21 protein-coding genes are annotated in these 24646 nt (G+C 35.4%); 9 read left to right on the forward strand and 12 right to left on the reverse strand.

Annotated features, from left to right (window positions below; all coding sequences use genetic code 11):
- Positions 1–117: 117 nt before the first annotated feature.
- Both mgrA and IEV84_RS14660 read right to left on the reverse strand, forming a co-directional pair.
- Positions 118–1107: an L-glyceraldehyde 3-phosphate reductase gene (gene mgrA / locus IEV84_RS14655; RefSeq protein WP_188495248.1), complete on the reverse strand. Its 990-nt coding sequence runs from the start codon at positions 1105–1107 to the stop codon at positions 118–120.
- 47 nt (positions 1108–1154) lie between these two features.
- Positions 1155–2174, reverse strand: coding sequence for a LacI family DNA-binding transcriptional regulator (locus IEV84_RS14660; protein ID WP_188495249.1), 1020 nt, complete (start codon positions 2172–2174; stop codon positions 1155–1157).
- 238 nt (positions 2175–2412) lie between these two features.
- Between IEV84_RS14660 and IEV84_RS14665 the strand changes: the two genes are divergently transcribed.
- From IEV84_RS14665 to IEV84_RS14700, 8 genes are all read left to right on the forward strand, one after another.
- Positions 2413–2997, forward strand: coding sequence for an RNA polymerase sigma factor (locus IEV84_RS14665; RefSeq protein WP_188495250.1), 585 nt, complete (start codon positions 2413–2415; stop codon positions 2995–2997).
- A 102-nt stretch (positions 2998–3099) separates the two neighbouring features.
- Positions 3100–4251, forward strand: coding sequence for a FecR family protein (locus tag IEV84_RS14670; RefSeq protein ID WP_188495251.1), 1152 nt, complete (start codon positions 3100–3102; stop codon positions 4249–4251).
- 97 nt (positions 4252–4348) lie between these two features.
- Positions 4349–7666, forward strand: coding sequence for a SusC/RagA family TonB-linked outer membrane protein (locus tag IEV84_RS14675; protein WP_229732703.1), 3318 nt, complete (start codon positions 4349–4351; stop codon positions 7664–7666).
- 30 nt (positions 7667–7696) lie between these two features.
- A complete protein-coding gene (locus IEV84_RS14680) occupies positions 7697–9235 on the forward strand; it encodes a RagB/SusD family nutrient uptake outer membrane protein (RefSeq protein WP_188495253.1) in 1539 nt (512 codons plus the stop codon).
- Positions 9236–9326: 91 nt separating this feature from the next.
- Positions 9327–10328: an alpha/beta hydrolase gene (locus IEV84_RS14685; RefSeq protein ID WP_229732704.1), complete on the forward strand. Its 1002-nt coding sequence runs from the start codon at positions 9327–9329 to the stop codon at positions 10326–10328.
- A 181-nt stretch (positions 10329–10509) separates the two neighbouring features.
- Positions 10510–11469 carry an alpha/beta hydrolase gene (locus IEV84_RS14690; protein WP_188495254.1) on the forward strand — a complete coding sequence of 320 codons (960 nt, stop codon included), beginning with the start codon at positions 10510–10512 and terminating at the stop codon, positions 11467–11469.
- A gap of 3 nt (positions 11470–11472) precedes the next feature.
- Positions 11473–12285, forward strand: coding sequence for a rhamnogalacturonan acetylesterase (locus IEV84_RS14695; protein ID WP_188495255.1), 813 nt, complete (start codon positions 11473–11475; stop codon positions 12283–12285).
- 5 nt (positions 12286–12290) lie between these two features.
- Entirely contained in the window at positions 12291–13274 is a 984-nt protein-coding gene (locus tag IEV84_RS14700) for a pectinesterase family protein (RefSeq protein WP_188495257.1), read from the forward strand.
- A 162-nt stretch (positions 13275–13436) separates the two neighbouring features.
- Here IEV84_RS14700 and IEV84_RS14705 read toward each other — a convergent pair whose 3' ends face one another.
- Both IEV84_RS14705 and IEV84_RS14710 read right to left on the reverse strand, forming a co-directional pair.
- A complete protein-coding gene (locus IEV84_RS14705; protein WP_188495259.1) occupies positions 13437–14903 on the reverse strand; it encodes a PAS domain-containing protein in 1467 nt (488 codons plus the stop codon).
- A 77-nt stretch (positions 14904–14980) separates the two neighbouring features.
- Entirely contained in the window at positions 14981–16876 is a 1896-nt protein-coding gene (locus IEV84_RS14710) for a heavy metal translocating P-type ATPase (protein ID WP_188495261.1), read from the reverse strand.
- A gap of 310 nt (positions 16877–17186) precedes the next feature.
- Here IEV84_RS14710 and IEV84_RS14715 point away from each other — a divergent pair, with 310 nt between their 5' ends.
- Positions 17187–17627 carry a hypothetical protein gene (locus IEV84_RS14715; RefSeq protein WP_188495263.1) on the forward strand — a complete coding sequence of 147 codons (441 nt, stop codon included), beginning with the start codon at positions 17187–17189 and terminating at the stop codon, positions 17625–17627.
- A gap of 75 nt (positions 17628–17702) precedes the next feature.
- Here IEV84_RS14715 and IEV84_RS14720 read toward each other — a convergent pair whose 3' ends face one another.
- From IEV84_RS14720 to IEV84_RS14755, 8 genes are all read right to left on the reverse strand, one after another.
- Entirely contained in the window at positions 17703–18017 is a 315-nt protein-coding gene (locus IEV84_RS14720) for a hypothetical protein (protein WP_188495265.1), read from the reverse strand.
- Entirely contained in the window at positions 18014–18412 is a 399-nt protein-coding gene (locus IEV84_RS14725) for a hypothetical protein (protein ID WP_188495268.1), read from the reverse strand. The genes IEV84_RS14720 and IEV84_RS14725 overlap by 4 nt, the downstream gene beginning before the upstream one ends.
- Positions 18413–18637: 225 nt before the next feature.
- The gene (locus IEV84_RS14730) at positions 18638–19792 is read right to left on the reverse strand and encodes a peptidylprolyl isomerase (RefSeq protein ID WP_188495269.1); all 1155 of its coding nucleotides are present in this window, start codon (positions 19790–19792) and stop codon (positions 18638–18640) included.
- A 37-nt stretch (positions 19793–19829) separates the two neighbouring features.
- Entirely contained in the window at positions 19830–20945 is a 1116-nt protein-coding gene (locus tag IEV84_RS14735) for a peptidylprolyl isomerase (protein ID WP_188495271.1), read from the reverse strand.
- A 63-nt stretch (positions 20946–21008) separates the two neighbouring features.
- Positions 21009–21680 carry a gliding motility-associated peptidyl-prolyl isomerase GldI gene (gene gldI, locus IEV84_RS14740; protein ID WP_188495273.1) on the reverse strand — a complete coding sequence of 224 codons (672 nt, stop codon included), beginning with the start codon at positions 21678–21680 and terminating at the stop codon, positions 21009–21011.
- Between the two features lie 5 nt (positions 21681–21685).
- Positions 21686–22690 carry a DHH family phosphoesterase gene (locus tag IEV84_RS14745; RefSeq protein ID WP_188495275.1) on the reverse strand — a complete coding sequence of 335 codons (1005 nt, stop codon included), beginning with the start codon at positions 22688–22690 and terminating at the stop codon, positions 21686–21688.
- 68 nt (positions 22691–22758) lie between these two features.
- On the reverse strand, positions 22759–24006 hold the full coding sequence (locus tag IEV84_RS14750; protein WP_188495277.1) for a voltage-gated chloride channel family protein: 1248 nt from the start codon (positions 24004–24006) through the stop codon (positions 22759–22761).
- A 99-nt stretch (positions 24007–24105) separates the two neighbouring features.
- Entirely contained in the window at positions 24106–24492 is a 387-nt protein-coding gene (locus tag IEV84_RS14755) for a RidA family protein (RefSeq protein WP_128197594.1), read from the reverse strand.
- Positions 24493–24646: the final 154 nt, after the last annotated feature.

The raw sequence follows: 24646 nt of genomic DNA on the forward strand, positions 1-24646 counted from the left end.
TAAGCTGATTTTAGCAGATTATCATAAATGTAATTTATGAAAAATCCGTTTTTATCTGTTCAATCGGTGTAATCTGTGTGCTATTTTTTTATTTAGTCCGCTTAGCGGACAGTCATGCTATTTTAAAATGGAATTGATTTTGTCTAATTCGGCTGCGCTGAAAGCAGTGTTTTCCAAAGCCTTAATAGAATCTATAATTTGTGCCGGTTTGCTGGAGCCAATCAATACTGAAGTAATTCGCTCATCACGTAAAATCCAGGCTAGAGCCATTTGCGCTAATTTTTGACCACGTTCTTTAGCAATGTCGTTGAGTGCGATGATTTTTTCAAGTCTTTCGGTAGTAATATGTTCTTCTTTTAAGAATTGCCCGCTGGTGGCAACTCTCGAATCAGCCGGGATTCCGTTTAAATATTTATCAGTTAATAGTCCTTGTGCCAAAGGCGAAAACGGAATGCAGCCTACTTTTTCTTTTCCTAGTAAATCAAAAAGTCCGTCTTCAACCCAACGCTCAAACATCGAATATTTAGGCTGGTGAATTAAGCAGGGAGTTCCCATTTCTTTTAATAATTGAAAAGCTTTTTCCGCTTCGACTGGGCGGTAGTTCGAAATCCCTACATACAAAGCTTTTCCTTGTTGCACGATTAAATTCAATGCAGCCATGGTTTCTTCTAAAGGTGTTTCCGGATCAGGTCTGTGATGGTAAAAGATATCTACATATTCTAAATCCATTCTTTTTAAACTCTGGTCTAAACTGGAAACTAAATATTTTTTCGAACCCCAATCGCCATAAGGACCGTCCCACATGGTATAACCGGCTTTTGACGAAATTATCATTTCATCTCGGTGGTTTTTGAAATCCATTTTTAAAATTTTTCCCATACATTCTTCTGCCGAACCCGGAGGCGGACCATAATTGTTAGCCAAATCAAAATGAGTGATTCCGTTATCGAAAGCGGTTTTTATTAGGTTTCGGCTGTTTTCAAAATCGCTGTTCAGTCCGAAGTTGTGCCAAAGTCCCAATGAAAAAGCCGAAAGTTTCAATCCTGAGTTGCCGCATCGGCGGTATTCCATGTTTTCGTATCGGTTAGCTGCTGGTTGATATGTCATTTTTTATAAGTTTACGTAATCGTTTACGGTGAATAATTAAATTTTTTTTAATTCTTTTTTGAAGATTCTCTTAGTATTAATGTTGGAGTCAAAACTCGTTTTTGGCTGTTTGTTTTTTCTCCTTTTTTCGAAATCAATTCATAAATAAGGTTGAAGGCTTCTTCGCCCATTTGGACTGTTTTTTGATCGACTGTAGAGAGTGAAGGCGTAATGTGTTCGCCAAATAAATCATTACAAAAACCAATTACACCAAACTCGTTAGGAACTTGAATTTCTCTTTCTTTTAATTCTTTCAGGGCGCCAAGTGCTGTGAAATCTTCAACGGCAAAGACAGCGTCGGGTTTGTTTTCTAGATTTAAAAAGTGTTGGACGCCTTTTCTTCCGGCTTCAATACTGATGTCTCCATTGTGAATTAAATTATTATCGAAAGGGATGTTGTATTGGTGTAAAGCGGCCTGATAACCTCGGACTCTTTCTGCAAATGCTTTACTGTGTTGAGGTCCGGAAATGTGTGCAATCCTTTTGTATCCTGATTTTATCAAGGATTCGGTAGCCATAAAAGCGCCCAGATAATCGTCAGTACTAACGGATGAGATTCCCAGATTATCATTAGTACGGTCAAAAAAAGCAATGGGAATGTTTTTTTCTTTGACCCATTCGAAATGGGAATAATCAGTAGTGTTTTTCGAAATGGATACTAAAATCCCGTCAACTCTCGCGTTAATAAAAGTTTCTATACCTTTTTTTTCAAATTCTTCCGACTCATTCGATTGGTAAATAAGTACATCGTAATCCTGCTGACTGGCCAGATTTGAAATACCGTGAATCACAGATCCAAAGAATAAATGTTCGGCTGTGGGGATTAAAACGCCTATCAGTTTTGTTTTTCCGGAACGCAGCGAAGAAGCCAATTTGTTGGGTCTGTAATCCATGCGTTCGGCAACTGCTTTGACTTTTTTCTTGGTAGCGGCACTTATTTCAGGATGATTGCTCAGAGCACGGGAAACTGTGGCAGGAGCAATTCCTAATTCTTTCGCAATATCGCTAATAGTGATTTTTGTTTTCATTTTTTCGTAATCGTTTACGAAAATAGAATTTTATTTTGGATTATAATGAATTAGTGATGTCTTTTATTTGTTTATTGGAATAAAATACAGATTTAATGATTTTTAAAACCATATAATTTCAATCTTTGTAAGGATTGTTTTCTTTGTTTAATAAAATTTTATGTTAATTTTTTAAGATATTCGAAAATCAATTATTTATTTTTAGATTTGACGCAACAACATTAAAATGTATTATACAATGTCATTTGCAAATAAATATACCGATGTGGAACTTGTTGAGCGTCTTCAGAACAATGAAGAAGGGGCTTTGACAATTATCTATAAGGAATATTGGGAAATTATGTTTTTGGCGGCCTATAATCTTGTTAAGGATCGATCGGTGTGTGAAGACATCGTTCAGGAGGTTTTTATTTCGCTATGGCAAAGAAGGGATAAGATACAGATAAAAGTTTCTTTGAAAAGTTATTTATACACCAGTACGGTTTATAAGGTGTATGACCATTTTAATAAAAATAAAAAAATGGCAAAGGATGAGTTGTTTGATAATTTTGAAAATAAAATTGAAACTTCAAATCCCGAAACCAAGTTAATGCATCAGGAATTAATTAGTTATTTAGATACCATTGTTGATTCTTTGCCTGATAAATGCAAAGAAGTCTATAAGCTGAGCAGGGAGAATATGTTGTCTAATAAAGAGATTGCGGAGCAGTTAAATATTTCACAACGTACCGTTGAGGGACATATTTCTAAAGCTTTGAAGATTTTGAAGGAATCGCTTGGAGTAGCTGTGAGTATTGAGTTTATCATATTTTTTTTGAAGTAAAAAAAACAGATGTGTAAAAAAAAGTAAAAATTTTTACTAATAGAGCAGGTGTGAAACGTTTTTTTGGAGACTTAGTTATATAAGCATTCAAAAAACGAACAAATGAGTTTAAATCCCCAACACAATTTTTCAGACTTAGTTGCTAAACTTATCGATGGTTCCATAACCAAAAGTGAGTTAGATAAACTGTTGTATTTCTTTTTGAATAATCAGGAAATTAAAAACTGGCCTGAACACCTGGGGTCAAAAGAAGATGTACAGGAAAGAATTCATCAAAAAATCCGATTAGAACTGGATTTTTACAAAAATGAAGGAGTTAAAGTAATTCCGTTTTACAAAAAGCCTTTCTTTAAATATGCTGTAGCGGCATCGGCGGCATTGTTGATAACATTAACAGCTGTTTTTAAACAACAAAATCAGGATGCTATTGCTAAAGTTGTTCCTAATAAAATTGAAATAGGTACCGATAAAGCCATGTTAACTTTAGAAGATGGAAGTACTGTTGTTCTGGAAAAAGGGAAAACCTATACTAATAAGAGCGTAAACAGCACAGGGAAAGAGTTATTGTATAATAAATCCAATTCGTCATCAAACAAAGTGGCTTATCATTATTTGACTATTCCACGTGGTGGGCAGTTTGCCATTACGCTTGCTGATGGTACCAAAGTTTGGTTGAACTCAGAAACCAAACTGAAGTTTCCGGTCAACTTTACAGAAGGAAAAACCCGAAGTGTAGAATTGGTTTACGGAGAGGCTTACTTTGACGTGTCTCCAAGTACAGCTCATAAAGGTGCCGGTTTTACAGTCTATCAAAAGAAACAGCAGATTCACGTTATAGGAACCGAATTCAATATCAAAGCCTACAAAGACGATTCGAATATCGCTACCACTCTAGTCGAAGGAAAAGTCGAAATGCAATTTGCTAATGTAAAGCAAAAACTAATCCCAAATCAACGAGCTAATTTTGATATTAAAACCAATAAAGTCAAGATAGCCAAGGTAGATGTTTACAGCGAAATATGCTGGAAAGACGGAGTTTTCAGTTTTGAAGACAAACCATTGGACGAAATCATGAAAGTCTTATCAAGATGGTATGATATCGAAGTAGTTTTTGAAAACGAATCTCTTAAAAAAGAGCAGTTTAACGGTGTTTTAATCAAAGACAGAAATATTGATGAAATTTTAAGATCGATTAAAAACTCCGGAATTATAAAAAAATATGAATTTAAAAATAAAACATTGCTATTGAAATAAAAAAAAGAGGGTTAGTAGTTTAGATAATTTGCGGTTGCCTAACTACTTCCCTCCCATATATTAATTAAACCATTTGTCTAACTAACTCCACAAAATTATGAAAATTAATTCTATTAATTGTCGTTTTGAATTTCAAAAACGGCTACTACTGATTATGATGAGAACATTTTTAATTCTATTCTGTACAACCGTTTTCAGTTTCAACACTGCAACCACTTTTTCGCAGGCAAAAATTGCTATTGAGCAAGATCAATTAGTGTCGGTGAAAGAAATTTTTAAAATTATACAAAAACAAACCAGTTACAGTTTTATTTATCCTAACGACTTTTTTAAAGATGCGCCAAAAGTGCAACTCAAAAAAGGTACTATTGAAGTTTCTAAATTGTTAGGTCAGATTTTTAAATCGGCAAATTTGAATTTTGAAGTAACAGCCGATAAAAATATCATCATTAAAGAGGGTTTACATACTACCGCAACTAAGCCCGCTGAAGAAAAAGAAATAGTAATTCAGGATATTAAAATTTCAGGAAAAGTAACTGATGAGAATAATCAGCCGATTCCGGGAGTAAGTATTCTTGTCAAAGGAACTCAAATAGCAACCCAGACAGATCTTGACGGTAAATATCAAATAAGAGTACCATCAGCTGAGAGTGTTTTGGTGGTGTCATTTATAGGATACGGAACTAAAGAAATTAAGGTGAATAATCAAACAGTGGTTAATTGCCAACTTTTACCTGAAACGGCTAAACTGGAAGAGGTGGTCGTTGTAGGGTATGGTTCCAGTAAGCAAAAAGACCTGACAGGAGCTGTTTCTTCTGTAAAATCAGAAAATTTTAATAAAGGACCACAATTGAGTGCACAACAGGCTATTCAAGGAAAAATGGCCGGTGTTGTAATTGCTCAGAATAGTGGAAAACCAGGAGGTTCTAATACCGTTATTATTCGTGGTGGAACTTCGTTAACCGGAACTAATGACCCTTTGTATGTTATCGATGGTGTGCCAATCTCAACTTCCGCAGGGGTGAGTCAGGCTAACATCAGAGGAAATGGTACTGATTTCTTTGATCAGGAACCAACCAACCCTTTGATGACGATTAATCCAAATGATATCGAATCGGTAACGGTTTTAAAAGATGCTTCTTCAACTGCTATTTATGGTTCAAGAGGAGCTAATGGGGTAATTGTTATTACCACTAAAAAAGGAAAATCAGGCAATTTAAAAGTGAGTTTAGATGTTACCGGAGGAATTTCGACAGTTTCAAACAAGCTGGATGTGTTGTCAGCTGATGAATACAGAAAAATTAATACCGATTTGAATTTGACTTTTTCTGATTTAGGAGGAAATACCAATTGGCAGGATGAAATTTACAGAACCGCAAAAACTCAGGATTACAATATGTCTTTTTCAGGAGGCTCAGACAAAACCGCATACAGAGCTTCCTTAGGATATGGAAATCAGGAAGGGGTTTTAGTTGGTTCAAAATTAGAAAGAGCTAATGCAAGAATCAATGTAAATCATTCCGCACTTGATGATAAACTTTCATTTGATTTAAGAGTGAATTATGGACAAACTTTTTCTAATAATTCTCCGGTATCCAATACTGTAGGTAGTGAAGCAGGAACAAGTATCAACTATGAATCCTATGTTTTCAATCCTACGTATCCAATTTATGATGCAAATGGAAACTACAATCATGTTCCACCTTATCGTATCAATCCGGTTTCTTTTTCAAATGATGTTTTGGACGAAGTTACCAATAATCGTTTCTTAGGGAATTTATCAACTACGTACAAGATTTTTAATCCCTTAAGTGTCAATGTGAATTTAGGTTATACCAACCAAGCCATAAACAGAAACTCTTATGTTAAAAAATCAAATCCGCTGGGAGAAGGTATGGGAGGATATGCCAGTGTTCAAAAGCTGGAAGATTACAGCAAGTTATTGGAAACTGTTTTGAGATATAATAATTCATTCGGTAAGCATAGTGTAGATGCTATAGCGGGTTATTCATACCAATATTTTGTAAATGAAGGAATTCGTAATGCAGTTTCAGGATTTTTATCAGATGAGTTCCGTTGGTATAGTTTACAGGCTGCCAGTACAAATCAGGGAGTAACTTCTTTCAAAGGAAGTAATAAATTGATTTCGATGTATGGTAGATTGAATTATAATTTTGACGACATCATTTTGGCTACTGCAACTATCAGACGCGATGGCTCAAGCCGTTTTGGTTCAGGAAACCAATGGGGAGTATTTCCATCGGGGTCTTTAGCATGGAGGATTTCTAATATGGACTTTTTTAAATCAAAAACAATTTCTGATTTAAAATTAAGAACCAGTTATGGGGTGACAGGAAATCAGGAAATAGGGAATTTGAATTCGATAACAAGACTGGGAGCTACTTCAGCCGGATATATAGTTGGAGGACAAAGAATTACTACTGTTTTACCATTACAATATGCTAACCCTGATTTAAAATGGGAACAAACAGCTCAGTTCAATACAGGTATCGATTATACGATATTAGATGGCAGAATTCGCGGAAGCATCGATTATTATGTTAAAAAAACTACTGATTTATTATTGCGTATTCCGGTGCCATCGCCTACAGCAGTTAGCACACAATTGGCTAACGTAGGAAGCGTACAAAATAAAGGTATCGAGTTAGAAATTTCTGCTGATATTATCAAAAAAGCCGATTTTTCATGGAGTACTTCTATCAATTATACCAGAAACAGAAATAAAGTTTTAAGTCTGTCGAATAGTTTATACAAAGGAGATAACATTCAGGTAGCGCCACTACAAGGACAAGGGTTGACTGCCGGGATTTATGCTCAGCTGATACAACCGGGATTGCCTGTGGGAACTTTTTACGGAAGAGAATTTAAAGGGATTGAAAACGGTGTTGAAATTATCGATTCGGAAATGAAAGTAATTGGTTCAGCACAGCCTGATTTTACATTTGGTATCACCAATTCGTTAAATTATAAAAGATTCTCATTAGGATTTAATTTCAGAGGATCTGTAGGTAATGATGTTTATAATTTGACCGCTAACAATTTAGGTTACTTAAGTAATCTTCCGGGGCGAAATGTATTGCAGGAAGCGGTTTCAAGTGGTGTTTTAAGAAGCCAGCCTAAACAATATTCTTCAAGATGGATTGAGGATGGTTCTTTTGTAAGATTGGATAATATTACTTTAGGTTATGATATCAATCTTAAAAATTTCCCTGCAATTTCTAATGCAAGATTGTTTATTACCGGACAAAATTTATTGTTGTTTACTAAATATTCCGGTTTAGATCCTGAGGTAAATTCAGATGTTTCAGGTACAGGAATCGCTCCTATAGGGGTGGATTACTTAGCTTATCCTAAAGCTAAAACGGTAAGTGCCGGATTAAGCGTGTCATTTTAAGGGTAATTTCAATTAATAAATAATACTATTATGAAAAAATATACAATCAAATTAATAATGTGTTCATTCGTAGCCGTATTTGGTTTGGCAGGATGTACTAATTTAGATGAAGAAACATTCGGAAGTTTATCTCCTGATACTTATTATAATAATGAAGCAGAAGCACTTTCTTCTGTTGTAGGAGTGTATCAATCCTTATCACAGGTAGCTCATATTGGGGATCCATGGCGTATTGCCGAATTTGGAACTGATGAATTTATAGTTCCCGGAAGAGCAAGTGGCGGATGGTTTGATCAAAATAATATTGATATCATCAATCATACTGTAGCTCCAACAAATGCAACATGTGGAAGAGCATGGAGAAATATTTTTCAGGAAATAGGTACTGCGAATGCTGTTTTAGAAAGTTTGCAGGCTTCGCCAAACAGTGCTAATTTAAAAGGATTAGTTGCAGAAGTAAGGGCTTTGCGTGCTTATGGTTATTTTTATGCGATGGATTTTTGGGGTAATGTACCATTAGTTACAGTAGCAAGAATAGATCCTAATAATTTGCCTGGTACTACTCCGAGGGCTGAAATATTTGATTTTATCGAAACAGAAATGTTAGCTGCTATTGAAGATTTACCTTCAATAACAACCGTTAACAAAGCAAGTTATTATCCAAGATTTACTAAAGAAGCTATTTACGGACTTCTGGCAACCATGTATCTAAATGCGGAGGTATATACCGGAACTCCTAAATGGACTGAAGCTGTTGCAATGTGTGATAAAATTATCAGTACCAATAAATATTCGTTAGAAGCAGCAGTGGTGGACAATTTTAAGTCAACGAATGAGCAAAATTCGACAGAAATTATTTCTTCTTTTTCGATTTCACCATCACAAAATGCGGGTAATAATCAGTTTATATTATATGCTCAAAACGGTTTAGATAAATTAAAATACAATTTGCCTTTTACTCCGGCAAACGGATATAGTACGTATCAGGAAGCTTTGGACAGATATGAAAATCAGGATGTTCGTAAATCATTGATTGAATATGGACCACAATATTATTTAGATGGTGTTACGCCTTTGAAATATCCAAATGGAACACAATTGAATATCATTGCTGTGCAAAGTTTGATTAGTGCCGAAGATAATGAAGGTTACAAAGTGTTGAAATATACGCCTATTGGTACATCATGGTCTGGTTTTAATGCAGATAATGATTTAGTTTTAATGCGTTATGCAGATATTTTACTGATAAAAGCCGAGGCGTTGTTTAGAGGTGGTACTACAACAATTCCGGATACACCATTGAATTTAGTAAATACGGTAAGAGGCAGAAGTAATGCTTCTGTTCTGACAAGTTTGACTCTGAAAAACATTGAAGACGAAAGAGCCAGAGAATTAATTTGGGAAGGACACCGCAGAAGAGATATGATTCGTTTTGGGACTTATTTCACTGGAACCTGGGCTTTTAAAACAACACAAACGGCTACTTTTAGAGGAATATATCCTATTCCACAGGAGCAGCGAACTGCAAATCCAAAACTGGAACAAAATCCGGGATACCCGTTGAATTAGAATAATTAAATTGGTTAATAAATAGTTGGTTAAACCCATGTGTGACTAGATTTTTCTAAAATACATGGGTTTTTTTCTTAATTTAATTTGTATGAGAATCAATATGAATTTTAGATTTCAATTTGTCTTACTATTCGCTTCAACATTATTTCTAAGCAAAATATACAGTCAGTCTTATAAAGGAGTTACCGGAGTAAAAGACACTTCTTACTCCACTAAGGCTGCTTATCGGTACGATGTAAAAAAACATCCAAACATTAAGATTGTTCCTGAATTTCGTTTTAATTCAGTGAAAGAAAAACGAAATGTAAGTTATTGTGAAATTGAAAAACGTAAACTGAATCTGGATGTTTTTTATAATGCTGAAAAATCAAATTCAAAGCGAACAGCGGTTATCATTATTCACGGTGGCGGTTGGCGTACAGGAAGCAGGGAGCAACATTATCCGATGGCACAAAAATTAGCCAGCATAGGCTATGTGTGTTTCACTCCCGAATACCGCCTTTCTACCGAAGCGCTTTTTCCGGCAGCTGTATTTGATATTAAATCGGCTATACGCTGGGTTCGAAAAAATGCTGCTGTTTATAATTTGGATGCCAATAAAATTGCAGTTTTAGGATTTTCGGCTGGTGGAGAAATGGCAGCTTTTATGGGAACAACGGCGAATATGCCGTTATTTGAAGGAACTTCTTGTAATTTAGGTACGGAATCTAAGATTAATGCTGTTGTGGATATTGACGGAACCTTGTCATTTGTACATCCGGATGGTAGAGAAGGAGATGATTCTAAAAGTACTTCGGCCGGGACTTATTGGTTTGGCTATTCGAAAGCAGAAAACCCTAAATTATGGGAGGCTGCATCGCCTTTGAGTTATGTGAGTGCTCAAACGCCTCCAACGCTTTTTATCAATAGTGCTGTGCCCTGGATGCACGCCGGAAGAGAAGATTACATCCAGGTTTTGGATAAAAACGGAATCTATTCTGAAGTAAAAGAATTCGAAGGAGCACCGCATTCTTTTTGTTTGTATGAGCCTTGGTTTAGTCCAACAATTCAATATATAGATAATTTTTTAATAAAAGTTTTCAATAAATAGTTCTACTGGAAATGTTGTGAACATTCTTTTTTTTAAACCATTAAGCGAATTAAGAAAGTTAATAAAATAGCAAATCTTAATTTTCTTAAATGCTTAAAAGGCTTTATCTTTCAGATAAATACCAATAAACTAATAAATAATTTTCAATGCTATGAAGCAGTTTTTTAAAAGTATATTTCTCATGTTGTTTTTTGTGTCTTTTTGTACCAATGCGCAGCAAGCACCAATTAAGATTCCAAAAGATACTTCGTTTACGGTGAAAAATGAGTTCAAAAAATATGTAAAATATTTTCCAAACATAAAATCCGCCAAAGACTCTTTGCCGGAGAATGTAAATGAAAGCCGAAACTTGGTTTATACCACATTAAAAAACACTCCTTTCGGAGACCGGGATTTACATGTTGATGTTTTTTCGCCAAAGAAAAAAGGAAAATATCCGGCACTGATCATGGTTCACGGCGGAGGATGGAAAGCGGGAGATAAAATGTTGCAGGTTCCTTTAGCTCAAAAATTGGCTGCCAAAGGAATTGTGACGATATGTGTGGAATACCAATTGTTACAGGAAGCCAAATATCCCGCAGCCCTTTACAATATAAAATCGGCTGTGCGATGGACGCGCGCTAATGCTGATAAATTCGGAATTGACCCGGATAAAATTGCGATTTCAGGTTGTTCGGCAGGAGGACAATTGGCATTGTTAACAGGACTTACAAGCGGAATTGAATCTAAAGAAGGTGATCAGGGAAATTTAGGTTTTTCAAGCAAAATTCAGGCTATTGTAGATTTGGACGGAGTGGTAGATTTTATGGCGCCGCTGTCATTGAATTTAAATCGAAAAGCGGATTCTCCGGATGTACAATGGTTAGGAGGGACTTTTTATGAAAAACCGGAAATATGGAAAGAGGCTTCACCCATTTTTTGGGCGAATGAAAAATCCTGTCCCATTTTGTTTATCAATAGTGGTTTTCCCAGATTTCATGCCGGTCAGGATGAGTTAATCGGAATGATGAAAGATTGGGGAATATACACCGAAGTTCATAAATTTGATATCCAACTGCATACTTTCTGGCTGTTTCATCCGTGGATTGATCCAACGGCGAATTATATCAATGATTTTTTAATTAAAGTTTTTAATAAATAATAAATGAGAAAATTTATAATCCCTGCAATTGCTGTGATAGCCAGTTGTATCATCATGGCTTTTAGCATGCAAAAACCGAATGTAACTACTGTTTATTTAATAGGAGATTCTACTATGGCAGATTATGCCAATAATTACGAACCGGGCAAAGATTACATGAAAACCCGATATCCTGTTACGGGATGGGGGCAGGTTTTTCAGCAGTTTTTAGTGAAAGACAGTCTGCAACAAGTCAATAAACTGATAAAAAAAGCAAATGCAGTTGTCGATGACCGTGCCAGAGGCGGTCGCAGTACACGAACGTTTTTTCAGGAAGGAAGATGGCGTTCGGTGTTTGAAGAACTTAAAAAAGACGATTTGGTTATTATGCAATTCGGACATAACGATGCTGCTGAAGACAGAACCGAAAGGTATATTCCTATTGAAGGATATAAAGAATTTTTGAGATTGTTTGTAGATCAAACCAGAGCTAAAGGCGCATTACCAATTATTTTAACACCTGTTGCCAGAAACTTTCCATGGAAAGATGGAAAATTGCAAAATGTGCACGGATTGTACGATCAGGCGGCAAAAGATGTGGCGAAAGAATTGAATGTATTGTTTATCGATTTGAATAAAAAATCAATGGACTTTTTTACTAAAAAAGGAGAAACTTTTTCGGCAGAAAATTATTTTATGAATTTCCCTGCGGGTAAATATGAGGCTTATCCGGAAGGACAAAAAGATAATACTCATTTTCAAACCAAAGGAGCTGTTGAGGTAGCCAGACTGGTTTTTGAAGGGATGAAAGAATTAAATGCTACTATTAAAAATTAATAAAAATGAAGAATACAATCAGACTAAAATACATTTTGTTTTTTCTATTGGTTACCCAATTGTTTTTGGCACAAACATCCAATCCTGAAAAGTACAAATACCAATTTACTGTTGCTAAAGACGGCAGCGGCGAATTCAAATACATTCAGGATGCCATTGATGCGATGCGAAAATTCCCTTTGGCTCCGATAACTTTATATATTAAAAACGGAGTTTACAACGAAAAGATAGAATTATCGGCTAATAATACCGATGTGACTTTTATAGGCGAAAGCGTTGATAAAACGATTATTACCTACAATGATTATTCCGGCAGAGGCAAAATGGGGACTTTTGATTCTTATACCGCTAAAATATCCGGAAACCGATTCAGGGCAGAGAATATTACTTTCGAAAATTCAGCAGGTCGTGTTGGGCAGGCAGTTACCTTATATGTTGATGCCGATAAAGCCGTTTTTAAGAATTGTAAGTTTTTGGGAAATCAGGATACCATTTATCATGGCGGCGAATATTCGAGACAATTTTTTACAGACTGTCATATCGAGGGAACAACAGATTTTATATTCGGACCAGCCACAGCAGTATTTAAAAACTGTACCATCTTTGGAAAAGCTAATTCGTATATAACAGCACCGAATACACCAAAAGACAAAGAATTTGGTTTTGTTTTTCTGGATTGCAAAGTGATTGTCAACGAAGAAGTCGATAAGTTGTATCTGGGCAGGCCCTGGAGAGCCTGGGCAAAATCAGTATTTATAAGATGCGAATTGCCGAAACAAATCGCTGCTGAAGCATGGGATAATTGGGGGAATGCAGATAATGAAAAAACAGCTTTTTTTGCGGAGTATGAATGTACTGGCGAAGGTTTTAAACCAAAAGAAAGAGCGGCATGGACACATCAATTAAAAAAATCAGAAGCCGAAAAATATACGCTTAAAAATATTTTAGGAAATCCAAAGTCCACAGAAAAAGAATGGTATGAGTTGTAAAATTCTAAGTCATTTAATATTAATGAAAACAGCCGCAGGGAATATTCTTGTGGCTGTTTTTTTTTAATATCATCGCTAAAAAACTATGGATTTCATAGCGGAGATACAATATTGAGTTAACTGAAAAAGACTGAATGCCTGTTTTGTGTATTTTTAATCCCTTTACAATGGTTTTTTCTTGTCTTTGTCGTCTTTAGAATCGTTTTTAAAACCAATGAGTTTGCGGTATTTGGTTTCGGTTTCTTCGAGTTCTTCTTCCATTTTTTTGTATTTGCTAATGTCTTTGATGGTAATAACAGCAGCAACTATATTGTTGTCCTGGTCAACTAAAGGACGACCGCTAATTAAAACCCTTCTTTTTTCGCGGGCAACAGGATCCCAAAGTACTAAATCGACATCATCGGTAATTTCGCCATTAAAGGCACGTTCCATGGGTAAATTTTGAGCGGGAAATATGGTTTTTTCATCAGGGAAATAGAGTTCGAAGTGAGTGGTTAAATCGGTTGAGATTTTATCGTCTTCTTCAATTCCAAAAATATCATTGGCTATATAATTTGCCAGAACCACTTTTTTATCAGCATTGGCAACAATAACGCCTTCGCCAATATTTTCGACAATCACACGTAATTTTTCTTCGTTTTCATAGAGTTCTTCAACCGCTTTTTGTTGTTCCATTTCAAGAGCTATTTGTTCGGTAATATCACGGGCAGCCGAATAAATAATCCCTTCTTTTAAATCAATACTGCTATTCCAGTCCAGCCATCGGTAGGTGCCGTCTTTATGGCGTACCCGGTTTTTAAAGCTCACCACCGTGTTTCCTTTAAGTATTTGAGTCAATACTTCATCAGATGTGGGACGATCTTCAGGGTGCGTCAAATCCATGAATTTTATTTCGTCCATGTCTTTTTGTGTATAACCCAGGGTGTTTGTAAATGCAGTGTTAATTTTGATGAAATGATCGTTTTTGGCAACCGTAAAAATATCAAAGGACATATTGAAAAAAGCGTCCGTAGCTTTTAGAGAATCTTCCAGTTTTTTTCTTTCGGTAATATCTGTCGAAATGCCTCCGATAGCGTAAATTCTTCCCGTTTCGTCATACAAAGGGAATTTAACCGCAATATAGGTGTGGATTCCGTCTTTTTGCGGAATGGTTTCTTCTGATTTTAATTCGATTAATTTCTTAGCCACTTCTAAATCCGAATTTCGATAGGTTTCGGCAATTTCTTTCGGGAGAAAATCCTGATCGGTTTTACCAATGATTTTATCATTGGCTATGCCAAATAATTCGCCAAAATTTTTATTGACTAACAGGTATTCTCCGTTTAGTTTCTTGATGGCTATAGGATTTGAAGTATTATCAATAATTGACTGAAGCAATTGTTTGTTTTGTTCCAATAGTTTTTGGGCTGTTTCTTTAGCTTTTAATTGGCTTCGTATAATAAAATAAACAACAACCAATAGAATTACAGAAAGTATCAATAGAGAGATTGCAATTACCTCCAGTTTACTGTCAAGAGTGCTGTCGCGTTCCGGATTGATTCGGACTAAGAAAATCCATGCGGCCGCAATAATAACCATTACATTAATTATAAATCCCAGAAATATTTTTTTTTCGAAAGAGATGTTCATGGCTTTCTGATTTTTGGTTGGTTACAAATATCTTTTTGCTCAGTGAAAGTTAGTGAATAAACTCCAAAAAGATAATTTTAAGTTTTCGATTTTTCAAACCGCATGAGGTTCAGGCTGAATAAGATGACGATTAATGTTACTCCTACATCGGCAGCTATGGCCAGTGCCAGATTACTAATACCAAAAACAGCAAGCAGAACAAAAATAAACTTGGTTATAATAGCACCCAGAGTATTCATTTTGATTTGTTTCATGGTTTTTTTGCTCAACCGGATTAAAAAAGGAATTAATGAAAGCTGATCGTTCATTAAAGCAATATTGGCGGTTTCTATAGCAGTATCACTTCCCGCAGTTCCCATAGCAATTCCTACGGTGCTTATTGCCAGTGCCGGGGCATCGTTAATTCCGTCGCCTACCATAGCAACTTTGTCGTATTGTTGTAATAAAGCTTTTATTTCTTCTGATTTTTCTTCCGGAAGTAAGCCGCCAAATACTTTTGTGATACCTACTTGTCGGGCTATGTAATGTGCCGCTTTTTCGCTGTCGCCGGTAAGCATAATTACATCAATATTTTGTTCCTGCAGTTGTTGTATGGCTGTTACACTGTCAGGCTTAATTTTGTCGGTAAGACCAATAATTCCCACAACGCCTTTCCCAAAACTAATCACCACACTGGTTTTTCCTTCGGAGGCCAGTTGTGCCTCAATTGCTTCCACTTCAGTAGAAATTTCATGGTATTCTCTAATAAATTCGAGTTTACCTACCAGAACACTGTCGGTTTGACAAACTTCGCATTTTGCTGTTGCGCCTTTTCCAATAATGCTTTTAAAATCTTTAGCGGTATGTGGTTCAAAACCTTCAGCTCTGGTTGCTGTAATTATGGCCTGAGCCAATGGATGTTCAGAAAATAGTTCCGCACCCGATACACAGGAAAGCAAATCTTTTCGGCTCGTTCCTATCAAAGGAAAAACATCTGAAACTACAGGAGTTCCATAAGTTATGGTTCGGGTTTTATCTACGGCTATTGCTTTGATTTCGGCTAAGGCTTCAATGTATTTTCCGCCTTTTACCAAAGCACCTTTTGCAGAAGCGTTTCCAATAGCAGCATAAATAGCAACCGGAGTTGATATAACTAAAGCGCAGGGACAGGCAATAACCAATAATGTAATGGCTTGTTTTAGCCAATGGTTGAGATCCTGATGCAGTAAAAAAACAGGAACAACAAAAATCAATAACGCCAATCCAATAATAACAGGAGTGTATAATTTAGAAAAGCGTTGGATGAATTTTTGAGTTTCGCTTTTAGCTGCTCCGGCTTCAAATGTGAGTTGGATAATTTTTGCAAAAGTAGTATCATTTGAAAGTTTGGTAGTTTTAATTTCGATGAATCCATTGGTATTAAGAGTCCCTGCAAAAACTGAATCTCCTACTTGTTTTTCTTTAGCAATTGGTTCTCCGGTAATAGCCGATTCGTCTATCAGGCTTTCGCCAAAAGTGATTTGACCATCCAGTGGAATAATATTTCCGGACTTGATTTGGATGACAGTCCCTATCTCAATTTGGTTGATAGGAACTTCTTTATTGGCTTTTTTTACAAATGCGGTTTTAGGAACACTTTTAATTAATTCGTCTAATGCTGATTTTGAATTTTCCAGTCCAATATCTTCCAGCCGTTCGCCCAAAACGTACAATACAATAACAACAGCAGCCTCGGGATATTGACCCAGATATAAGGCAGCAATAACTGCAATTGTCATCAGTAAATTGATGCTGCTAAAGTTGAGTTTGACGAGTGATTGAAGTCCGTTAAGAATCACTTTATGCCCGATAGCAATAATAAAAGTACAAAAAATAAACGGCGCATAAGGCATAGGCAAATGAATTCCTAAAAGCGATAATATTTCTAAAACAACAACAATACCAACAGCTAGTAGCAAAAAAACAAACTTTTTATCTTTAAAAGGTAGGTTCATAAGAGTATTTTTTTTCGAAAACTAATTTTTAGATTGGGTGGTTTTTTACTTTTTTTAGCCTGATAAATAACAGTTTTTATTCAAAAAAGCATTGTATATTAAATTTACTGAAAATTTGCCTGATGCTGTTTGGCTTTAGTAAAATCTTAAGATTATAACCGACAAAATGCCCGAGATGTGAAAAAGTTTGCGAACTTTGCGCTAAAATTACAGATATGAAATCGCCACTAAGAATAAGTTTGCGCAAGCAAAGACTGCTAAGTAAAAAGGCGATAACCTATATAACCGCTAAAAAATAAATTTTACATATATGAAAATAAACCTTAAAAACGGAATTGATAAGCTCATTTTCGGGATGAAACAAAAAGATGTCACTGCCGTTTATGGAACTCCGGACAGAAATTATAAAGACGAAGATGATAATGTGATTTTTGTGTATAATAAATTTAAAATGCGTTTGACTTTTTATAAAGACGAAGATTTTAAATTTGGTTATGTTGTTGTTTCCGGGGCTGATTTGGAATTATTTGGCAATAAATTAATCGGCAGAAATATTAAAGACGTAAAGAAAGATTTAGCTCAAAAAAACATTACTAAATTCACACAGGAGGAGTTTGATACTTTTGAGAATTACTTTAACGAAGAAAATTGGTTGTTGTTACAAACCGAGTTTGAAGAAGTGGTCAAGGTTGAGGTAGGCGCCATTATCAATAATAAAGATGAATTTGACTGGAAGTTTGGTAAAAAATAATGCCTGATTTTAAAAATCAAAGCCCTTTAATTCTCTGGAATCAAAGGGCTTTTTTGTATGCTGAAATTGTTTTTTTTACTGTTTTAATTCTGTTTTTTTTTCAAGGTTAATTTTGGATAAATCCACTAAATTCAGGAAAGATTTAGCATATTTATTAGCAATGGGTTCCAGAATTTCTTCGACATTAGTGTTTCGGTTTTTCTTAATCAGTTTTGATAAATTCAAACTTAGCTGTCTTTGAAAGCGTTTGAATTCACGGTCAAATTTGGGATAATCTTCGGGTTTTAAGTTTTTTTTCTGCTCATTAAATGAGGTTTTTTCAATCAAACTTTTTTTGTGAATTAAGAATAGTTTCTCGCATTCCTGAGAAAAAAAATCTTGAATACTCATACTTTTCTTTTTTTAAGAATATTTTTGAAATGATTAGCGATGAAAAAGAAAGAGCTTTTACCAATTAAAACCGCCTTTTTCTTTTTTACTTTTTTATGCAGATGCTGATTTTTTTTAGATTCTTCCGATTTTCTTATTTCGGTTTCTTCCTTTTTTTTCAAATGTTCAAACCAACCACCATTTTCAACAATGTTTTTTCCAAATTCGGTGATGTAACACCTGTTGTTTTCTATTGTAATCAGGTTTTCTTTTTCCATAAACTGAAAAAGTTCCATTATTTTACCTAATTTTTTTCCACTGTTATCCTTGAACTCTGAAAATTTCAAAGATTGGTTTTTGGATGAAAACAGCAATTTCAGGTTGATGTCTATTATTTCATTTACTTGATAAAACATGAGCTTATAAAATTGATTTTTATAATATATTACAGCAGTTCTTCAAGATAGTTCCAAAATGGGGGGTTAATAGCAGTTTTTGAAAAACTCAGAATATTTTTTCAAATATATAAAAAATAACTTCGTTTAGGTAAGAAAAATAACTTATTTTTTTAATACAAATAGTTGTTGGGTAAAAAAAATCCGATTGACTTGAGAAGGCAATCGGATTTTAAAGTGTTGTTTTTATTTTGTTGGAGCTTGTTTGTCAAAAATTTCAAGTTCGAATATCAAAGTTGCATTTGGCGGAATCACTCCACCTGCTCCGCTTTCGCCATAAGCTAATTTTGAAGGGATATAAGCAATCATTTTATCTCCAAAAGAAAGTAAATTGATGGCTTCGATAAATCCGGGAATCATACCGTCTTTTTTTCCTATTTCAAACGGAAAAGGATTGTAACCTCCTTGCATGGCTCGCATTTCGTTGAATTTGTCGTAGGATTTAGCTACCGATTCAAGGCTGCTGTCAAATAAGTTTCCGTCTTCAAAAAAGCCGGAATAATGGAAATATACGGTGGTTCCCGCAGCTGGTTTAGCACCGTTTCCTTTTTGTGTTATTTTGTACACTAAACCGGAAGGAGTAGTAGTAGCGCCGGTTTTTTGATTGTTCAAATATGCTACTTTTTCAGCATTCAAAGCTGCTATTTTTTCTTTTTTAATTTTTTCAGCTGCTGCTTTAGCTTCGGCTTCTTTTCTTTCTTCTTCGGCTTTGTTGTTGTAATAGTTAGCAAAAACTTTTTGGGCATTGAATTTTTTTGCCAAAGTTCCTTTTTGAGTAATAGTGATGTTTTTGATTACATCATCCTGGACAATTTTATTCACAACATCCATTCCTTCTACAACGTGTCCAAAGATGGTGTGTTTGCCGTTTAACCAGGGTGTATCTTTGTGGGTGATAAAAAACTGACTTCCATTGGTTTTTGGTCCGGAATTGGCCATCGCCAAAATTCCGCCTTTGTCAAATTTTAACTCAGGAATGAATTCGTCTTTAAAAGAATAACCTGTTCCTCCTGCACCGGTTCCTTGCGGATCACCACCCTGAATCATGAAATCACTAATAACGCGGTGAAATTTTAAACCATCAAAAAAGGGTTTTCCTTTCAGTTTGCTGTCGGTTACAAATTCGTTTTTGCCTTGAGCAAGACTGATAAAATTGGCAACTGTAACAGGTGTTTTTTCAAATTCTAATTGTAAAACAATGGCTCCTTTACTGGTGTTAATGGTTGCAAAAATACCGTCCTCTTTTACAGGAGTTGTTTTTTTTACTGCTTTTTTAGAAGTTTCCTGAGCCTGAACCGTAAATAAAGCAAAAAATGCTAAAAATAATATTCTAAATTTCATTGGTTTTGCGTTTTTCTAATAGTTGTATTTAAAATTATTAGGGATTAATTAATTCAATTTCAAAAATAAGGTTGGTGTGCGGCGGAATTACATTTCCTGCGCCTCCGGAACCATAGGCTAAATAAGATGGTATGAATAAAACGGCTTTGTCTCCAAAAGACATTTTTTCAAGACCTTCAGTAAATCCGGGAATTATGCCGTCTTTTTTTCCTACCTGAAAAGGGACTGGCTGGTAGCCGTTTTGAGCTGCACGTTGCGGATCCAATTTTCCGAAAGCCTTTGCGACATTTTCGATAGTTGTATCAAAAAGCTCTCCATATTCTGAATAAACAGCATAATTAACATTAACCGTAGTTCCGGTAGCAGGTTTTGGACCATTTCCTTTTTGAATGATGCGATACCTTAATCCTGAAACGGTTTTGGTTGTTTTTCTTTTTAAAGCGTCAAAATAGTTAATTTTATCTACAATTGTTTTTCCGTACTTTGCATTGTATTTTTTCTCGTTTTGCGCTTCAATGGCTTTTTGTACTTTTTGGTTTTTAGATTCGATAACAAAGTAATCATCGAATGTTTTTACCGCATTGAATTTCTTAGCCGCTTCTCCCTTGCGGATAATAGTGATGGATTTGACAGCATCGCCCTGATAAATTTCATTAACAACGTCCATTCCGTTATTCATCACATGACCAAAAATAGTGTGTTTACCGTTCAGCCATGGGGTAGGGTTGCGTGTGATAAAAAATTGACTGCTGTTAGATGCCGGACCGTTATTAGCCATAGCCAAAACGCCTTCTTTATCAAAAATTTCATCACTGAATTCGTCTTTAAATATATAGCCGGAATTTCCTGTTCCTGTTCCTTCGGGATCTCCGGTTTGAATTACAAATCCTTTGATGACACGGTGGAATTTTAAACCATCATAAAAAGGACGTCCTTTTCGGTATTCTGTAGCGACAAAATTATTTTTTCCCTCAGCCAGTGTAATAAAATTAGCTACAGTAATTGGGGCTTTGTGGTAATCCAGTTCAACATAAATAATCCCTTTGTTGGTTTCAATTTTAGCATACAAACCATCTGCGAAATAATCACTTTCATTTTTACAGGAATAAAAACTAGTGATAAGAAGTAGTACAAACAGGATGCTTTTTTTCATAATCGTTAGTCGTTTGATTTATTGCAGGGGCAATGGTGAGCTGGAATTGGACTTGTTCTGGAGTTATTCCTCAAGAGTATCTTTAGCTGTTGGTTTTGTTTTTACAATTGCTTTTTTTTGTTTTTTAACACTGTCGGTTTTCGCCAGACTATTTGTAATGTTTTGTTCCAATTCTTTTTTATAAACTGCTTCCGGTTTGAAGTCATTCAGTGTTACGGTGCAAATTAAAGGTTGGTTTACACCAATTTTTTTGTTGTCTCCATGATAACCATAAGCAATATGCGATGGAAAATAGAAATTTACTTTTTCATTTTTACGCATCAATTTGATTCCGTCTCTCAATCCCATCATAATGTCCTGTTTATCTACCCGATACACCTGAGGTCTCAATTCTACTTCCGAATAGATAACCGCGCCATTAAGGTCTTTTAATTCGTAGTTAAAAAACGCTACGTCACCTTTTTTTGGTGTTAAGGAGTCCAAATCGTTTTTAATTTCATACGAATACCAATAACCTTTAGAAGAAGCAATGTAGTTGATTTTTGGATTTTTTTTAATCAAAGCTTTGATTTGGTCTTCTTCAGAAGCAATTAGTTTTTTATTTCTTTCAATAGATTTTTTCATAAAAACTCCCGAAGCTCTCGAAACAGGACGTCGGGCCTCCTGAGGTTCTTTGCAAGCGGTAAAACCTAAGCATAAAAAACAGCTTAAAATCATAAATCGGATTGCTTTCATAGTATTTACAGCGTTAGGTTATGTACTAATTTTTCAAATTTGGCTATGGTTTCTTCCATTGAAACTTCTGATTTTCCTCCGGCAGCATTACGATGCCCGCCTCCGTTAAAGTGTTCTCTGGCAAATTCATTGACATCAAAACCTCCTTGAGAACGGAAAGAAATTTTGATAATTTTTTCGTCTTTGTTTTCGATAAAAATAGCAGTAAACTGAATTCCTTTGATGCTTAGACCATAATTTACAATGCCTTCTGTATCGCCTTTTACATAGTTAAAACGGTCTAGTTCTTCCTGACTTAGTGTAATATATGAGGTTTTGTGTTCAGGTAATACTTTTAAATTTTGCAAAGCTCTGCCTAATAATTGCAAACGATTATACGAACTATTGTCGAAAAGTAAATTAGGAATTTTAGTGTTTTCAACCCCTAAATCAATTAATTCGGCAACAATTCTATGAGTGTCTCCAGTGGTGTTAGGAAATTTAAAAGAACCGGAATCGGTTAAAATACCGGTATAAATACAGGTTCCGATGGTTTTATCAATTTGGTCTTTTTGATTTAAAAAAGAGATAAAGTTGTACACCATTTCGCAGGTAGAACCAAATGTAGTGTCGGAATAAGTATAAGCCGCATAATCATCCGGTTTTTGATGATGGTCAATCATGATGTAAGTGGTGTCGAGTACTTCGAGTACTTTTTCCATTTCGCCTACACGATGAAAAGCATTAAAATCGAGGGTGAAAACTATATCGGCTTCTTGTAATATTTGGGTACAATTTTCTTTGTCGGTTTCAAAAACACGAACCATCTCCGAACCCGGCAGCCAGGCTAAGAAATCAGGAAATTCGTTAGGCGAAATTACAGTGGCTTCGTGATTGTTTTTATTTAAAAAGTGGTACAGCGCCAAGGTTGACCCCATGGCATCTCCATCAGGATTTCTATGTGGAATAATAGCAACTTTTTTAGGTGTTGCCAGTAAGGATTGTATTGCTTGTATGTCTTGTGTTTTCATAGGTTGCGAATTTACATTTTTTTAGTGTAAACTGTGAAAACATTTCAGGATTAACTTCTTTTTGCAATTTATAAATCGTCAAGTTTGTTTCTTTTGAATTTTTCATACAAATGGAATTTTATCCCTTTTACTGTTTGTGCATGATAAATCCCAACAGAACCTGAGGCGAGATAGGCTATAGAGCAAGCAATACCAATGAAAACAGCGCTTTCGATACCAAAAAGTTCAATTCCCATAACAGTACAGGCAATAGGTGTGTGAGTAGCGCCCGAAAAAACAGCTACAAATCCCATTCCGGCCAAAAGGGCTATTGGTAGCGGAATAAAAACAGATAAAGCACTTCCTAAAGTCGCACCAACAAAAAATAACGGAGTTACTTCGCCGCCTTTAAAACCAGCTCCTAAAGTGAATCCGGTGAATAGGATTTTGAGCAGAAAATCATAGGATTCATTCGGTTTTGAGAAAGCTTCTACAATAGAAGGAACTCCTAATCCCATGAATTTTGCAGCATTAAAATAATAGAAAGTGAATGCTAGAATGATTCCGCCTATGAAAGGTCGTAATGGCGGATAAGGGATGTTTTTTGAAAATAAGGAACCCCAAAAATGAGTGCTTCTTGAAAAAAGCATCGCTGCTAAACCAAAGAGAATACTGCTTGGAATTATCCAAAGTAAATTTTCGATAGTTATTTCCGGAATGACCGGAATACTGTAATGAGTGTGATGAACCGGCCAAAATTCTACAGTGTAGTAAGCGAAATAAGCAACAACAAAAGATAAAATACTGCTTTTTAAGCTGATTTTACAAAAATAAACGACCTCTAAAGCAAAAATAGCACCTGCAAGGGGTGTTCCAAAAACGGAAGCAAATCCGGCACTGATTCCTAAAATAATAAGTGTTTTTCGGTCGGTTGCATCGAGTTGAAATATTCGGCTAAACTGGTCGGCAATAGCACCTCCCATTTGTACCGCTGTTCCTTCACGACCTGCCGAACCTCCAAAAAGATGAGTAATAAGGGTTCCTATAAGTACAAAAGGAGCCATTTTTAACGGAATGGTTTGTTTGGGATTTTCGTATTCTTCCAGTAAAAGATTGTTTCCTTTTACAACACTTTTTCCATAATAATGATAAAGGAGACCAATTGCTAATCCTCCAACGGGCAATAACCAAATAAACCAATTATTGTGTATTCTAAGTTGGGAAACCCATTCGAGAGCAATTAAAAAAAACGCAGAAGCCGAACCGGAAAAAAAACCTATCAAAGCACAGATTAAAATCCATTTGAGTGAAAGTGATATTGCTTTTTTTAAGTTCATTGGTTTTTGTTGTGTATAGCATTCGAGCGCAACAAAAGCAGTTTTAGGTTTCTAATTGCTTTTATTGCGCTCGAAAAGATTTTTTTTTTTGAAATTAAATTATTCAGCTAATACAGCAGTTAATTCAATTTCAACTAAGTATTCAGGAGCTACTAATTGGTTAATTCCGTAGAAACCAGTTGTAGGTTTGATGTCTTTGAAAAATGTAGCGTGAGCTGTAGCAACTGCTTCAAAAGTACTTACATCAGTAGTAAAAATACGAGTACGGATTACATCTTTCATACTTGCGTTTAAATCTTCCAATACTTTTTCAACTCTTTCTAAAATATTTAAAGTTTGTGCGTGAGCGTCATCAGCTTTTACTTTGTCGCCATCAACAATTGCAACAGTTCCTGAAACTTCGATGATGTTTCCAATGCGAACTGCACGACAATATCCCATTTTGTCTTCCCATGGCGATCCCGTTAAGATGTTTTCTCTTTTCATTTTGATGTATTTAATTAGTTTATAGAGGAATACACCTCTGGTTAAAGTTTAGAATATTTTGCGCAATTTATAAAAAATAGTAAAATAAAAAACACTCATTTCGATAAAGACAAATAGTATTAGGCTGTTTTTGATTAGCTTTGTACATAATAAA

Source organism: Flavobacterium palustre, from assembly GCF_014639535.1.
In the GTDB taxonomy this organism is placed as follows: Bacteria; Bacteroidota; Bacteroidia; order Flavobacteriales; family Flavobacteriaceae; genus Flavobacterium; species Flavobacterium palustre.